Genomic DNA, 16,682 nt, shown 5'->3' with positions numbered 1-16,682 from the left:
AGCGCTACGGCTCGGAATAGCCCGTGAGCTCCATATACCCCACCCCTTCGTGACTGCCAGTCACCGTTACCGGGCTTTCCCAGTAGGGATACAAACCATCATTGGTGTAGTTACCTGGTGGAGCCGACAGCGTCAGATCAATATCATGGTCCGGCACCGCCAAGCGCCACCGGGTGGGCACAGGCTCCGCGCCGGTGCCCGGTTCCAACTGCAACTGGCCCGGAGCCAGGGCAATCGGCTCACCACCCGCCGGTATCCAGGTGCCAGAGCGGAAATGATCTTGCTGCTCCCGAAGCTGGAATGCCATCAGTTTGTCGCCGGAGTCCAGGTGCAGGGCAAACCAGTCCCAGCCCTGCTGGCCCGCTTTCAGAAACTGGCTACTCCACTCCCGGTCGAACCAGGCCTTGCCCCTTACCGGCAGCGTTTCACGCCCTAACCTCACCTGTCCGGTCACCTCGATGTCCACCAGGCTGAAATACATGGACCCTTCACCGCTGGCCGACTTGGCACTAAACCCGTCAACCCCGTGAGCCACCGGCGCACCGCGCACGGTCAGTTCAAGGTCAAACGCCCAGTAGTCCTCCGTATCGGGCTGCCCATGACTGACCTGTACCAGCCACTGGTCCGGCGACTCACCCGTGGTCAGTTGCCAGTGGTCGAGCCAGACCTGGAAGGGCTCGGCAGTGGCACCCGCCTGGCCCAGATAACCCCGGGCCAGCCGTTCACCGAACCAATGCTGCTCCCGGTAGCTGACGGCGGCATGGGCCATCCAGGCCGCCTGCAGTGGCCAGCCCGAGGGCTCCGGTGACGGGGATTCATCATCCCGGGACTCGATGGCCTGGCGGAACTGGGTCCATTGCAGACCCAGTGGTTCGCCGGTGTCCGTTTCCAGGTTCGCGGTGAGGTACCACCATTCGATGCGATGGGCCGGATGAGGGCCGAAGTCCCGGGGGAAAACCAGTTCCGTGCCCGGTCCCGGCTGCTCAAATCCGTCGTCAGGGCCGGCCGTTCCGCCCAGACCGGCAAAACCCGCGTCTGTGCCCGGCTCGCTGCACCCTGCAAGCAGCCCGTAGACAAGCATCATGGTCAGCCAACGAAGCCTCATCGCTCTTCTCCCGTCACGCTACCGGTCACTGATGGCCGAACCGCAGGGCGCCCCAACTGCCGGCGCATCAGCAAGGCAATACAGCCGCCGATGAGCAACGCCAGGGCCAGCAATTCCAACCAGAAAACCGGATAGACAGCCATCGGCAGTGACCAGCCGAAGGCCAGGGGGTTGATGTGCTGCACCAGCACCCAGGTCAGACCAACACCCAACGGTAAAGCCAGCGCCGCTGCACTCAGGGTCACTGCCAGCGCCAACAGCAGGAGTTTCCGGAAGATTTCTGCTTTAGTCATACCCCAGACTTCCAGCAGCCTGAAGTACCACAGGCGGGTGGACAGAAATACCCAGCCCATCAGTAACAGGGCAACCGCCGCCAGGGCCAGGGTCAGCACCGTCATGGCACGGGTCAGCATAAAGGTCTGCTCGAACACCCGGTTGGCCAGATCCTGAATGGCACGATTGTCCCGGATGGTCAATGCCGGCTCGGCCCAGAGTGCCCGCAACGCGTCAGTGATGGTTTCAATAGGGACACTGGCCGGGGAGATCGAGAAGCTCTCGAAGGTCACCTCAAAGTCCGCCGGCAGAATTTGCCCTGCAATCAGCACTTCCCCCGCAGGCCGGCCGTAATCCGGGTAGATACCCAGCACCGGTAACTTAAGGGCCTGCTCCGCCAGCACCAGCTCCAGCTCTTCGCCCACGGACAATCCCAGGCGGTAGGCGAGCTGCTCGTTTACCATCACACCGGCACCAGATGCCAGTGTCTGCCAGGGCTGTGATGTCTGCTCAAGCAGGCCCCAGCCGGTCATCAATGGGCCAACCGGTGTCACGGCAAAGATATCCACATCCTGCCAGGCTTGCCCATGCCGGAAGCGGCCCGAGCCGCGCTGGACATGGTGCCAAAGCCCTTCGTCTGCGCTTGGAAGATGCTCCGTCAGCCAGTTAGCAGCCAGTGCGCTGTCCGCGCCTTCGGGCACCTGCACGTAGACATCCGCCGACAATCGCTGGCTCAACCAGCGATCAAAGGTGTCTTCAAAGGTAATCACCAAAGCCTGCACGGCCAACACCATAGCCAGGGAGAACTGTAACGCCACCAGGGGCAACGCCAGCCGCCGGCACAACACGCCAAACTCGGCCCACCACCAGCGCCAACCCGGCTGCGCGCTGGCACGCACACCTGCACCAGACAACAACGACAGGCCACGTGGCATTAACCACCCGATACCGGCTAACACCAGTGCCAGTGCCACAAACAACAGCCACAAGGCATTGGCCAGCCACACACCAGCCAGGCCAACCAACACCAACAATGTGGCCGCTGCGGGCCGCAGGCGGTTGCCCGGCGTGGCGCGGGCAACCATCGGCATCAGCCAATCCACCATAGCCACGGCGAGCAGCAGCACGGTCATCACCAATGCGGGCACCCGCCAGTGGTTGCCGCCGGTCGCTAACTGACGGCTATCAAACAGCCCTTCCATGACATTGGTGAAGCCACCTTCCAGTACCGAGGCCAGCGCCTGACCGAGCCAGATACCGGGTATCAGGGTGAGAGCGGCAAGACAAAGAAGCTCCAATAGCAGATGCCCGCGCACCCGCCGACCGGACACCCCTAAGCGGGCCAGGAGCGCGAAACTGTCCCGGCGCTGGGACAGCGACAATAGATAGACACTGCGCAGGAGCAACCCGGTAATCAGCAACACCAGCACACTCAAGGCATCCAGGTTCAGCAGGAAACTGTCACCCAGCTGACCGGTATCCGGTGACAAAGCGAAAGGGGCCGTGCGATAGGCCGAAGGCAAAGGACCCTCGCCCGCCGCCAGGATCAGGAACAGCTGCTGTTCGGCGGCCGTTAGAGCAGCTGCGTCGGCGATATCCAGAAACGGCTGGCCGACCAGTGGCTGGCCATCGAAGCTGGCAACATCAGCCTGGCCCTGAAAACACAGAGCCGCCAGAGGGTCGACGCCAATCACCCGGCGGGACTGCCCCTCCGGCAAGACTTCCAGCCAGGGCATCACGCACAGGCCCTGGCGGCGAAGCAAGACAAAATCCTCCACCGTGAGCGCTGCGCCATCAACTCGCTGCACCTGTTCACGCACCTCCACCAGCCGTTCACTCTGGCCGAGGCTGTCGCGGGCCTGGCTGGTGAGGTGGTGAATACCGGTCCACAAGGCGGTGGCCAGCAGCATCAGAAGGGCCAGCGCGGTGCCCTGCCAGGGGTGCCGGCGATAGTGGCTGAACAGGGCGGTAAACACCGTCATGGGCGATCAGCCCCCGGACCGATGGCCAAGGTCCAGCGTTTGCTGGCAGCGGGCCGCCAGCTCCGCGTCATGGGTAGCGAGAATCAGGCTGCAACCGGTTTCGGCCTGGAGCCTGAACAGCTCATCAGCCACCTCGTTGGCCGTGTTGCGGTCCAGACTGCCGGTGGGTTCGTCTGCCAGAATCAGATCCGGCGCCATGGCGAAGGCCATGGCCAGCGCCGCCCGCTGGCGTTGGCCGCCAGACACCTGGTCCGGAAACCGTTGGCCGAGCTCCCCGATATCAAGCACCTCCAGCCAATGCTGGCAACGGGTTTCCGGCTGGCCGGCCAATGCAGCGCGAAAGCGCACGTTATCCAGCAGCGACAAGGTGGGCATCAGGTTGGCTTCCTGAAACACTACACCGATCCGCTCGCGGCGCAGGCATGGCCAGTCAGCGGTCCGGCCGTCCGCGCCAAACAACGTCACGGTGCCGGCATCCGCTTGCTCCAGCCCACACAGAATATTCAGCAAGGTGGACTTGCCAGAGCCGGAACGCCCCATCAGGGCCAACGAACTGCCGGCAGGCAGAGCAAAGCCCAGGCCAGACAACACGGCAACGGCCGAATCGCCCTGGCCGAAGGTTTTACGTAAGCCGCTGACGTTTACTGCACTGTGCACCTTAACGTTCTCCCCGTTGGCCAATTCGCCCCCCAACGTTCAACCCTGCAGAGGTTCCGGTGTTTCGCCGTGGCGCTGCGCACGCCATTCCCGGAACTGCTCCAGCCAAGATAACAGCGCCGGTATCACCAGCAACACCAGGAATGTGGACAGGCCAAGGCCAAAGGCAATGGACGTCGCCATGGGTATCAGGAACTGCGCCTGCAGGGAGGTTTCAAACAACAGCGGCAGCAAGCCACCAATGGTGGTGAGGGAGGTCAACAGTACCGCTCGAACCCGCTGCACGGCTGCTTCATTGAGGGCATCGGTAATACCCAGTCCTTTCTGACGCTGCTGGTTATAGAACGACACCAGAATAATCGCGTTGTTGACCACAATACCGGATAAACCAAACAGCCCGAACAACGAAAGAATGGTCAACTGCAGTCCCATCAACCAGTGGCCCAACAAGGCACCCACCAGGGCAAAGGGAATGATCGCCATCACGATCACCGGCAGGCTCCAGGAGGCAAACACCCAGGCCAGCACCACATACATCAGCGCCACTCCGATCAGTAACCCGGTTTTCATGTCGTCCATGGTTTCCCGCTGATCAGCGGACCGCCCCTCAAAGCTGTAACGCACGCCGTACCGACTTGCGATGTCCGGCAGGGCGCCGGCCTGCAGGCTTTCCAGTACCTGATCGGTGGTGGCCACCCGGGTATTCAGGGCAGAGGTCACCTCCACAGCCAGTTTGCCGTCGGCATGGCGCAGAGCCTGGAAGCCCTGACGGTGGTCCAGGTTCATTACCTGGGTCAACGGCACGAACCGGCCATCCGGAATACGCACCGTCATTTGCTCCAGTGTCGAATACCGCTCCCGCTGATCGCGAGGTAGCTGAACCCGCACTTCGATCTCGTCACGGCCGTCCTGATAGATCTGGGCAATACGGCCATCAAAGGCTGCCCGCAGCTGACGCCCGAGATCCACGGTGGTCAGGCCCAGGGCTTCACCATAGGGGCTAACCTGATAGATCAACTGCTCCCGGCCCCAGGGCATGTCGTCTTCCACATCCAGCACTCCCGGCAGGGTACTGAGAGCCTGGGCCACTTCGTCGGCCGCGCGTTTGAGGTTATCGGCGCTGTCGCCGGTCAGGCGAATGTTCACATCCCGCCCCGGCGGTCCGGACTGGCGCTCACTGATGTTGAGCGAATCCAGCCCTGCGGGTAACGGAAGGCGCTTGCGCCATTGCTCAATGAACTCCGGGTTACGGACGTCGCGCCGATCCGACGGCACCAGTTCCACCAGCATCGAGCCCAACTCATCGTCGTTGCGGGAACTGCCCTCGGCTCCCTGGGTAGCGCCGTAGGTGGTCACCGCATGGAGAATCAGGTTACCGCCCAGCGCCTGCCCTGTTTCATTCAGCGCGCGCTGCATCTCGCGCATGAAATCCGCCACCTCGCGTTTATCGGTACCGGCGACAAAACTGGCGTTGGCATAGAACACCGAGGGCTCCGGTGTCGGGAAAAAATTGAAGCCCAGACGACCGCCAGCCAGCAGACCGACGGTGAAGATTGCCAGGGCCAGAGCGCTGGCCACCGTCACGCCGCGATGCTTCAGGCTGTAGCGGGAAAATCGCCGGAACGGGCCATCGCGAAAGGCATCAAAACGACGTTCAAAGCCATTGCGTAGGCGGGTAACCGGGTTTGGCTGCCGCTTGGCAGGCGCCGGTTGGCCCTCCCTTTCAGTTTTACGCTTGAAGGCATGGCGCAAGTGCGCCGGCAGCACGATGAAGCACTCCACCAGCGAAGCAATGAGCACGCAGATCATTACCAGGGGAATGTCCCCCAGAATGTTACCAATCACGCCACCCACCACCAGCAACGGCATAAACGCCGCCACCGTGGTCAGAGACGATGCCAGCACCGGCCAAACCATGCGCTTGGCGGCACCCTCGGAGGCATAAATGGATTCCTCGCCCATCCGCGCATGGGCATCGGCATCCTCGCCCACCACGATGGCGTCATCCACAATCACCCCCAGCGCCATGATCAGGGCAAACAGTGAAATCATGTTGATGGAGCCACCAATCAGCCAGAGCACCGCCAGCGCGGCCAGAAAGGCGGTGGGAATTCCGATCGCCACCCACATGGCCACGCGCCCCGGCAGGAACAGGTACAGCAACCCCACCACCAGCACCAGACCACCCAGGCCGTTGTTGACCAACAGGGAGATACGATCCTGCAACAGCTGCCAGGTTTCGTCATACACTTCCATTTTGATGGAATCCGGCAGCACCGGCCGGGTGTCTTCCAGCCAAATTTCCAGCACCTTGGCGGCGGCCAGAGAGTTGCCGTTTTCCGAGCGCTGCAGCTGTAGTTCCACCGCAGGCACGCCATGGTTCTCCATCACCGTCTGGTTGTCACGGGCTTCCTGGCGGATGATAGCGATATCGCCCAGCTGCATCCGCACCCGGTCACCACTGAGCACCGGAACGGTTTCAAAGGCCTGCGGGCTGCGCCGTTGCTCGATGGAGCGAAGTTCCCGGGTAGCGTCCTGCTGCGCCATCATACCCGCTGGCAAATCCCGTGACAGGGAGGCTACCCGGTCGGCAATCTGTTCAAGCGAGAGACCGAGGGTTTCCAGCCGTTCCGCCGGCACATCGATACTGATCTGCTGCTCCGGTAAACCACGGATAGCGATGCGGTCAATGCCCCGGTCCAACAGCTCGTCTTCAAACCGGTAAACCAGATTGCGCAGTTCACTGCGGTCCACGTCGCCATAGATCAACAGGCGGGCTACCGGCTCATAACGTTCGATGCGGGCTACCTGCGGTTCTTCAGCGTCAGCCGGCAGGTTATTGAACTCGTCCACCTGCTGGCGCACGTCGTCCACCGCCTGAATCGGATCGGTGCCCTCATGGAATTCCAGGGTGATGGAAGAGATGCCCTGAGCGGAGGTAGACGTCATTTTCTTCAGGCCATCGACACTTCGGAGCCGTTGCTCCAGAGGGTCCGTGATCCCCCGTTCGACGTCCTCGGCAGACGCACCGCTCCAGACCACCCGCACACTGACCACATCCAACGCAAAGGTAGGAAAGAACTGGATGTTCATCCGGCTCAGGGCCAGCACACCACCAAGAATCATCACCAGCATAACCAGATTGCCGGCTACCCGGTGGTGGACGAAGAAACCGATAATGCCTTTCCTGCGCCTCACTCTGACGACTCCCCGTTGTCACCGGCCACTTCAACTTTCAGGCCGGTCATGGCATTGGGGAGGTGGGTAATGATCAGGCGGGCACCTGGTGTGAACTGCTCGCCGGCGATCAGCAAACGACGCTCGCCGTTACTGGCTATCGCCTCGCCGATGCGCTCCACCTGCACCCGCTGCATACGCTGATCGTCGGTCATCAGATAGATGCTATCGGCGCCGTACAGGGCACTGAATGGCACCTCCACCGCCTGTTCCCGGGCAGGCCGCTCAAGGGTCAGCGGCAGCAGCGCACCCGGCCTCAAGCCCGCCGGCGCCCCGGCGAGCGTCAACACCGCTTCGGTGCCTGCGGGGTCAGCAATCCCGGCAAAGCGGGTTAACGTGAACCGATGCTCCCGGTTGCGGCTGTAGGCGTTGAGGGTGTCACCCCGCTCCAGCGCCCCGATCAATTCCCGCTGGAAGACTTCCGGCACCCTGGCGCGCACTTCGAGCCCGGCCAGCGGATAAATCGACAACAGCGACTGATTGCGGGATACCTGATCACCCACCGCCACCTGCACGTTGGTGACCACACCATCAAAGGGCGCGACGACGCGGGCCCTGTCACCGTCCCGTTCTGTGGCCGTCAGGTTAGCGGTGGCTTGCAGTAATCTGGCTTGCAGGCTTTGCAACCGGGCCGGGTGCTCTTCGATGGCCCGCGCCCGGGTACTGACCGTCAGTTCCGCCCGGGCCAGGGCGTCGGTTGCCGTTTCCAGGTTCTCCCGGGAAGCCAGGTTCCGACCCACCAGGGCTTCAATCCGTTCGAACTGGCGGCGGGCGTTGTCCGCAATGGCCTGCTCACTTTCCAGGGCGCGCTGGTCGTTCCGATGGCGAACCTGCTCCGAGCGGATCTGGGCCTGCAAATCCTGAACCTGAGCCCGCGCCTGGGCCAGAGCCGGCTCAATGTCTGCTTCGTCCAGGGCCAGCAAAAGGTCACCACGGCTCACCCGGGCACCCTCCGCTGCCGGGCGCTCGGCAATGCGGCCAGCCATGGTGGCAGCCACCGTTTGCTGGTCAGGCGCCACCACTTCACCGTACAACGGCAACACAGGCACCCCGGTAGCTGGAGCCACGACCTGAACCTCTACCCGCCAGCTACGTTCGGTGGCGGCCACTTGGGCAGGCTCGGGGCGCGTTGCCTTGAGCACAATGAAGCCCGCAATACCCGCGGCCAGAATCAGGAGAGGAACAAAACGTTTGTACATGGGTAGTGTCTACGCTCAGGATGGTTGAGTCGCGCTTTCGCGCAAAGTTACTATACAACCCGTTACCGTATTCGGATTGTTAACAGGGTGCGACAAATATTCACAGCCACAACCGACAGTCAGCCAACACCAGAAAATCCATCCGGTACCATTCAACGGATGATCATTCGTTTTTCCCGGGCTCCTCGGGCTTCAACCCGGGTTCAGAGCCAGCCCGCTCATCACCAAGGTGATCGTTTTCTGCCAGTAAGCGCAGCAAGCGCTCTCTGGTCATGGCCTCATGCAACTCGATCTGCCGCTGCTCGTTTCGCAGTGATTTCAACAGGGCAACAGCCATAAAAATCATCAACACCATGAACGGGAAGGCAGCCAGTATTGAAATGGTCTGGAGCGCTTCCAGTCCGCCACTGAGCAACAGTACCCCGGCCACCGACACCTGCACTATGCCCCAGGTCAAACGGGACCAGCGTTTCGGGTTCAGAACCCCTTTACTGGTAAACATACCCAGAACAAAGGTAGCCGAGTTGGCGGAAGTAATAACGAACAGCACGATCAGCACCAGCATCAGGCCGCCGATAATGGCGGTGCCCGGCAGGTAGTCCAGGGTGGCGAACAGGGCCGAGCTCATCTCCGCCAGCACGGCGTCACCCAGGGAGGCCCCCTCGAACAGCTCGAAATATAATGCGGAGCCGCCAAAGGTGGAGAACCAGACAATACTGAGCAACACCGGCATGCCAATCACCCCGAACACAAACTCCCGGATGGTTCGGCCCCGGGAAATCCGGGCAATAAAACTGCCGACAAAGGGCGCCCAGGACAGGCCCCAGGCCCAGTAGAAAATGGTCCATCGCTCCACCCAGTCATCGCCGGTGTAGGGCGTCATCACCAGGCTCATGCCGACCAAATTGGCGAAATAGTCTCCAATGGCATTGGTCATGGCGGCGGTGATGAAGTCTGTTGGGCCCATAAAGAACACGAACACCAGCAACCCTGCCGCCAGTAGCATGTTGGCGTCACTCACATAGCGAATCCCGCTCTCCAGGGGCGCCAGGGAACACAGCAGGAACACAACCGCAACGCCGGCGAGAATGAACAATTGTTGAGTGACGCCGAACGCGGCACCGGCCACCGCACCCAAACCACTGTTGATCTGGATGACGCCCAGGCCCAGGGTGGTCGCCACGCCAAACACGGTGGAGACAACGGCGAGGATATTGATGGAATGTCCGATACCCGAGTCCACCCGGTTACCCAAGGTGGAGCGGAAGGCTTCACTGATCAAACCGGGGCGTTGCAGGCGGAAGCGCACATAGGCAATGGCCAGGCCCACCAGGGCAAAGTTGGCCCACTGGTGAAAGCCCCAGTGAAACAAGGAATAGCGCATTGCCATGCTGGCGGCCTGGGGGCTGCGGGGTTCGGCTGAATCGAACGGCGGCGCTACGAAGTGGCTCATGGGTTCGGCCACCGCCCAGAACACCAGTCCAACACCCATGCCCGCGGAGAAAATCATGCCCAGCCAGGTCAGATAGGAGAACTCCGGTGCCTCACCATCGGCACCCAGGCGAATCTTGCCGTAATTGCCGGCCGCCACAGCAATGCAGAACACCAGAAAGCCCGATGTGGCAAACAGATACAGCCAGCCAAAATGCAGGGTGGTGAAATCCAGTGCCTCATGGGCATACCGTGACAACTCGGCGGGCATCAGGCCCCCGGCCACTACAAACAGAACCAGCAGCACGAAAGAACAGTAGAACACCCAGCCGGGTCGATGACTCATAACAAACCTGATAATCCGATGACTTTAAAAACGAAAGCGCTTTCATTCTAGCCGCATCCGCGCGGCCATTCCGAATCCCCGGCCGGGGCATCAAAAAAGCCCCGGGCAGATTCGTCATCTACCCGGGGCACAATGTCACCCGCCGGCTATGAGAAGCGGGCAACCGCCATAATCGTTTCTACCAGCGCGCGGTCAGCGCAGCGCGCAGGGTGCGGCCGGGTTCGTTGACCCTGAACACACCGCTGTCGGCAAGGTTGTCCTTACTGACGTGATACGCCCAGGTGTTATCAAACAGATTATCCAGCGCCCAAGTGAAGCTCAGGTTTGCCATCAATGGATGGGTACCAGAGAGATTAAAAACGCCATAGCCCGGAGAGGTGCTTGGGTCCAGGCCGGACTCCAGATCTACCCTGTCCTGCCGGCGCGCCAGTTGCCATTCCGCTTCGATGGTATGGCCCTGATGCTGCCACCCGAGAGTCTGGATAAACTGAACGGGCGGAATGCGAGGCAACGCCTTGTCGGCATCCCGGTTCTCACCGCGAACGGAGGCCAGTTTGCTACTAGCATTCCAGGACCCGTTGTTCCAGCCAACCAGGGCTTCCACACCCAGCAGTCGGGCATCTATATTGGCGTACCGGGTATCCACCGTGCCATCGGGATTGCGGGTATCAAATCGATAAACATAATCTTCCACCTGGTCTACCCAGACCGCCGGGCGCCAGCTCCAGTTGCCATCACGGCCAGACAGGCTCACTTCCAGCTTGTTGTGCTTTTCAGTTTCCAGATCCGGATTACCAATCCAGGAGCCGCGCATCGTTCTCTGGGCAACGTAGCGCTCGTTCACGCTGGGGGAACGAACACTGTGGGAAGCGGTGGCTTCCAGAGTATTGGCCGGAGACAAACGCCACTCGCCGGTGATAAAGCCACTGACATTGTTATCGTCGGCCTTGGTGTCCGTCACGCCGTAGGCACTCATATACAGCATCGCCGGGGTCATGGTCATGGGCGCCCCGGGCATCATCCGGAAGCTGTCTCCGGCGCGGGTGGCATCCATTTCAACCCGGTCATAGCGGATACCGGCACCCAGGCGGGTATTGACCCGAATCCGGTGAAATGCCTCCACGAAGACACCAACACGGTCCCGTTCCACACCCGGCCACATCAACGACGCCGGGTTGTCCAGATTCATGCCGTTGTACATGGTGGCATCCCACTCATTGCTTTCAACATCCACACCCACGGATAGGTCTTTGGTGAAGTTGATGGTCTGGTCCAGCACCAGGCGGGCGCCCTGAGTGCGGGTTTGCGAGTCGGTCTGCATTTTCATGGTTGCTTCGCGCAAGCTGAAGTTATCCATCACGTGGTCCACATCCGCCTGCCAGGCCATCAGGCTCCAGCCACCCTCAGCCACCGGTGCACCGATTTCCAGCCGATACAGGTCAGTATCGGTTTTCGGCGCATCCATACCACGGCCCGGGAACTTCACATCCCGCTCTTCCTGCCGGCTCACCAGGCCTTTGATGTAGAGGCCGTTGTCTGCGGTCCAGGCAGCGTCCACCCGGCCTTCGGAATTTTCATAGGAACTGCGAACCTTGTTGCCGTCACCGTCCTCATAATCGTTCGCTTCGTCATAACCGGCGGCCATTCGCAGGTAGGAGGCCTTACTACCAACCGCGACACTGCCATTCACCAGCTTGCCATCACCATTATCCGCACCCCCAAAAGTGAAATGGCCAGTGGTGGGATTATCGCCGGAAAATTCCGGTGCCGCCGTGGTAGCCACCACTTGCCCCCCGGCAATCGGCCCCCAACGCAGGGTGCGATTACTGGTGCGCACTTCCAGCACCGGTGCCAATGAGGTACTCAATCGACTGGTGGGCGGGTCCATACGGCTTGGGCAGGCACCTTCAACCCTCATACCATCCAGCAGCACGTCTACCCGCTCCTCGTTCTGGCCTCGAATCACCGGGTCAAGCCCCCGCCCCCCCATTCGAGACAGAGACACCGAGGCACTGCCTGACAACCGCTGTGCCGGCTCCGACTGCACTGCGGCAGCCGAAAGCCTTGCCGCCTCTGCAGATTGCCCCTCCGTCACCCGAATCAGTAACGAATCCTCACCTTCTACCTGGGCGTGAACAATGGGAGTGAGAGTAAAGCCAGCCAACACCAGGCTGATACTGCGAGCCAGACGTTTCATGAGCATGCAGGGCGTTCCTTTTAACAGTGCATTTCAAACGGAGGGGAATGATGATGTTTGGCAATTTTAAAGGGCGAGGGCATTGCTGGCTTGAGACACAATGCCGCACCCCGAAGGAGGTATCCCGGAAGGCAAAGGGTGAATAAATTTTGCGCGACCGACTTGCCAACTAACGCGCCAATGTGGTGCAATCACTGCCCTTTTTTTGGGCATCCGCATTTTTGCGGTTTTCAATACGCGTATTCCGAGGGCCTTGCCATGACAGTTAAACTCGACGAAAAACTCGAACCGATTTTCCAGGACGTACTGCACCGCAACCCGGGTGAGAGTGAATTCCACCAGGCGGTTCACGAAGTTCTGGAAACCCTCGGGCCGGTTCTGGTGAAGTACCCGGAGTTTGCCGACAAGAAGATCATCCAGCGTATCTGTGAGCCCGAGCGCCAGATTATCTTCCGTGTACCCTGGCAGGACGACAGCGGCGAGATTCATATCAACCGCGCCTTCCGCGTCGAATTCAACAGCGCCCTGGGGCCCTATAAAGGTGGCATGCGTTTCCACCCTTCCGTTTACCTTGGCATCATCAAGTTCCTGGGCTTTGAACAGATTTTCAAGAACGCCCTGACCGGCCTGCCCATTGGCGGCGGTAAAGGCGGCAGTGACTTTGATCCCAAGGGCAAGTCCGACGACGAGATCATGCGTTTCTGCCAGAGCATGATGACCGAGCTGTACCGCCACCTGGGCGAGTACACCGACGTACCTGCCGGCGATATCGGCGTAGGTGGTCGTGAAATCGGTTACCTGTTCGGCCAGTACAAGCGCATCACCAACCGTTACGAGTCCGGCGTGTTCACCGGCAAGGGCCTGGACTGGGGCGGCAGCCGCGCCCGCACTGAAGCCACCGGTTACGGCACGGTGTTCTTTACCCACGAAATGCTGAAAGCCCGTGGTGACTCACTGGACGGCAAAACCGTGGTGGTTTCCGGTTCCGGCAACGTGGCCATTTACGCCATCGAGAAAGCCCACGAGCTGGGCGCCAAGGTCATTGCCTGCTCCGATTCCCAGGGCATGATTGTCCATGAGAAGGGCATCGACCTGCAGACCCTGAAGCGCATCAAGGAAGTGGAGCGTCGCCGGATCAGCGCCTACACTGAATACCACAAAGATGCCAAGTACGTGGAAGACGGTAACATCTGGAGCGTGCCTTGCGATGTGGCGCTGCCCTGCGCAACCCAGAACGAGCTGAACGGTAAAGACGCCAAGATGCTGGTCGAAAACGGCTGTGTTGCCGTGGCCGAAGGCGCCAATATGCCGACCACGCCTGAAGGTATTATCGTGTTCCAGGATGCCAAGATTGCCTATGGCCCTGGCAAGGCCGCCAACGCCGGCGGTGTTGCCACGTCCGCCCTGGAAATGCAGCAGAACGCCAGCCGCGACTCCTGGACCTTCGATTACACCCAGAAGCGCCTTGAGGAGATCATGATCGATATCCACAAGAACTGCTACGAAACCGCCGCCGAGTTCGGTGCCGAGGGCAACTACGTGCTGGGCGCCAATATCAATGGCTTCCTGCGCGTTGCCAAGGCGATGAACGCCATGGGTGTTATCTGATCCGGCCATGATCAGCAACGAACCTCTCCAGCCTGATGACCGGGTTTCCACCGGCCTGAGTGGGCTGGATGAGGTTCTGGATGGCCTTCGAATCGGCGATAACGTGGTCTGGCGGGTTTCCGACCTGGACGACTATCGCCGATTTGTTCTTCCCTTCGTAGACGCCGCTTCTGACGCCGGCCGGCAGATTATCTACCTTCGCTTTGGTGACCATGCCCCGATTATCCGGGACCACCCGTCGGTTCGAACCATCACCATCGACGCCCTCGGTGGCTTTGAAAGCTTTACCAGCCGGGTCTGGCACCTGATCGAACAGCATGGCCGTGGCGCCTTCTATGTCTGCGACAGCCTGAGCGAGCTGCTCAACGCCTGGGCAACCGATGCCATGGTGGGCAATTTCTTCCGGGTGGTGTGCCCGTTTCTGTTTGAACTGGACACCGTGGCCTGGTTTGCCCTGCACCCCGAACGCCACTCCCGCCGGACCCTGGACCGGATTCGCCAGACCACCCAGGTGATGATTGATGTGCATCGCCACGGTGACGATGTGCAGATTCATCCGATCAAGGCCTGGCGGCGGCAATCGCCCACCATGTTCCTGCCGCACCGGGAGCATGATGGACAGTTTCAACCCATAACGGACAGCAGCGATGCCACCCGACTGCAAGCCAGCCTCGAGCTTGAACACCTGCATCGCCAACCCTTGCTGGACTATTGGGACCGATTGTTCCAGGAAGCCAGCCGGGCTTTGTCCGACCAGGACACCGACTGTATCGAAGACTTGCAGGAGCAAGTGCTGCAAGTAATGATCAGCCGCGATTCCCGGATACTGGAGCTGGCACGGCGTTACCTGTCGCTGGAAGACCTGCTGGGCATTCGCAGCCGCCTGGTCGGCAGCGGCTACATTGGTGGCAAGGCCACCGGCATGCTGATTGCCCGCAACATTCTGTTGAAAGACGCCACCGAACCATGGCAAAGCCAGCTGGAGCCCCACGATTCCAGTTATCTTGGCACAGACGCCTATTACGCTTTCCTGGTCCACAACGGGCTCTGGCCGGCGATCATGCGGCAGCGCTCCGGGGAGGGTTACCTGAGTGAGGCGCCCGCGCTCAGAGCCGCGATCCTGGCCGGCAAGTTTCCCGACGAGATACAGGCCGAGCTGGAGCGACTGCTGGACCATTACGGCCAGTATCCTATCCTGGTGCGCTCATCGAGCCTGCAGGAAGACGGCTTTGGCAATGCTTTTGCCGGTAAATACGACAGCGTGTTCCTGGTCAACCAGGGGGCACCGGAACAGCGGCTGTCGGCACTGGAAGACGCAATCCGCCAGGTGTACGCGTCATCCATGAGTGAAGATGCCCTGGTGTACCGCAAACAGCGGGGCCTGGACCAGCGGGAAGAGCCCATGGCGCTGCTGATCCAGCGGGTCAACGGGCGCTTTCATGGTCGCTATTACCTGCCCGATGCCGCCGGGGTAGGGGTGTCGCGCAACACCTTCGCCTGGGACAGCAGCATGGACCCGGAAGCGGGGATGGTCCGGCTGGTGATGGGCCTGGGCACCCGGGCGGTTGACCGCATTGAAGGCGATCACGCCTGCGTGATGGCGCTGGACCACCCCATGCGCCAGCCATTCCGCAACCAGGACGAAAGCTACCGATATTCCCAACACCTGGTGGATTTGCTGGACCTACAGGAAGGCACACTCGACACCCGGCCCCTGAGCCAGTTGCTGGAAACCACCAACGATCTACCCATGGATCACCTGGCCGAGGTGGATCGGGCGGCCAGTACCCGGGCCGAGCAGATTGGCTTGCAAGGCCCGGTGTGGCGGCTGACCTTCCGCCCTTTGGTGCAGCGCACTCCGTTTATCCGCCGGCTGTCACACCTACTGCAAACCCTGGAAGCGGGCTACCGGCACCCGGTGGATGTGGAATTCACCCTGCATCTGGACCAACAGGGCAACCCCGCCTTCAACCTGGTGCAATGCCGCCCGCTGGCGACCATCGGCGAGACCGGGCCGGTGGCTCTGCCCGACGACTTGCCTGAGCGTAAGCTGCTATTCAGAACCCAGGGCCACTTCATGGGTGGCAACATCAACCTGGCCATCGAACGGGTGATCCGGGTCGACGCGTCGGTGTACGCCGGACTGTCCACCAGCCAGCGCTACGACGTTGCCCGCCGTGTCGGCGAAGCTGTCCGCGCATCCAGTGTGCCGACCCTGCTGATCGGCCCGGGCCGTTGGGGCACCAGCAGCCCGGATCTTGGCGTTCCGGTCCGCTTTGCTGACATTGCCGGGGTCGCCGCCCTGGTCGAGGTCTCAGAAAAGGCCGGCGAGATGGTGCCAGACCTGTCCTACGGTTCTCACTTTTTCCAGGACCTGGTAGAAACCGGCATCGCCTACGCGGCGCTGTTTCCCGACATCCAGCATTGCCGATATCACCCTGAACGCCTGCCCGCCCCCCCAACGTCCAGCAGCACCGAATCTCCGGTCAACCGGGCGGTTCAGGTGCATGATCTGCAGGCGCAACATCTGCAACTGACCGGTGATGTGGTGCGCCAGCAACTGGTCTGTTATTTCACCGATTGACTCGCCGCAAACAAACGCCGTTTTCACCACCATGGCCGACGGCATACTGCTAGAATGCCCGCT

The 16,682-nt window shown here is 61.0% G+C and carries 9 protein-coding genes; 2 read left to right on the top strand and 7 right to left on the bottom strand.

The features are described from left to right. Positions 1-4 precede the first annotated feature (4 nt). The 7 genes from C7H10_RS07050 to C7H10_RS07020 all read right to left on the bottom strand — a co-directional run bounded on the left by C7H10_RS07050 (position 5) and on the right by C7H10_RS07020 (position 12,433). Positions 5-1,105 (bottom strand): lipocalin-like domain-containing protein, encoded by a 1,101-nt coding sequence (locus C7H10_RS07050; RefSeq protein ID WP_106694301.1) that lies wholly within the window; start codon positions 1,103-1,105, stop codon positions 5-7. After that, a complete protein-coding gene (locus tag C7H10_RS07045; RefSeq protein WP_106694300.1) occupies positions 1,102-3,360 on the bottom strand; it encodes an FtsX-like permease family protein in 2,259 nt (752 codons plus the stop codon). The genes C7H10_RS07050 and C7H10_RS07045 overlap by 4 nt, the downstream gene beginning before the upstream one ends. A gap of 6 nt (positions 3,361-3,366) precedes the next feature. Then, positions 3,367-4,017 (bottom strand): ABC transporter ATP-binding protein, encoded by a 651-nt coding sequence (locus C7H10_RS07040; protein WP_106694513.1) that lies wholly within the window; start codon positions 4,015-4,017, stop codon positions 3,367-3,369. Positions 4,018-4,056: 39 nt separating this feature from the next. Continuing rightward, positions 4,057-7,215: an efflux RND transporter permease subunit gene (locus C7H10_RS07035; RefSeq protein ID WP_106694299.1), complete on the bottom strand. Its 3,159-nt coding sequence runs from the start codon at positions 7,213-7,215 to the stop codon at positions 4,057-4,059. Then, positions 7,212-8,453, bottom strand: coding sequence for an efflux RND transporter periplasmic adaptor subunit (locus tag C7H10_RS07030; protein WP_106694298.1), 1,242 nt, complete (start codon positions 8,451-8,453; stop codon positions 7,212-7,214). Before C7H10_RS07030 ends, C7H10_RS07035 begins: the two co-directional genes overlap by 4 nt. 163 nt (positions 8,454-8,616) lie before the next feature. Continuing rightward, on the bottom strand, positions 8,617-10,230 hold the full coding sequence (locus C7H10_RS07025; RefSeq protein ID WP_106694297.1) for a BCCT family transporter: 1,614 nt from the start codon (positions 10,228-10,230) through the stop codon (positions 8,617-8,619). Positions 10,231-10,408: 178 nt separating this feature from the next. After that, on the bottom strand, positions 10,409-12,433 hold the full coding sequence (locus C7H10_RS07020; RefSeq protein ID WP_146136803.1) for a TonB-dependent receptor domain-containing protein: 2,025 nt from the start codon (positions 12,431-12,433) through the stop codon (positions 10,409-10,411). Between the two features lie 252 nt (positions 12,434-12,685). Here C7H10_RS07020 and gdhA point away from each other — a divergent pair, with 252 nt between their 5' ends. Together gdhA and C7H10_RS07010 are read left to right on the top strand one after the other, a co-directional pair. Next, positions 12,686-14,035, top strand: coding sequence for an NADP-specific glutamate dehydrogenase (gene gdhA / locus C7H10_RS07015; RefSeq protein ID WP_106694296.1), 1,350 nt, complete (start codon positions 12,686-12,688; stop codon positions 14,033-14,035). 7 nt (positions 14,036-14,042) lie between these two features. Next, complete coding sequence (locus C7H10_RS07010; protein WP_106694295.1) at positions 14,043-16,619, top strand: PEP/pyruvate-binding domain-containing protein; 2,577 nt, start codon at positions 14,043-14,045, stop codon at positions 16,617-16,619. Positions 16,620-16,682 lie beyond the last annotated feature (63 nt).

Source organism: Marinobacter shengliensis, assembly GCF_003007715.1.
Taxonomy (GTDB): Bacteria; Pseudomonadota; Gammaproteobacteria; order Pseudomonadales; family Oleiphilaceae; genus Marinobacter; species Marinobacter shengliensis.
The sequence above is the reverse complement of the archived record's forward strand: the minus strand, read 5'-3'. Positions and strand labels throughout refer to the sequence as shown.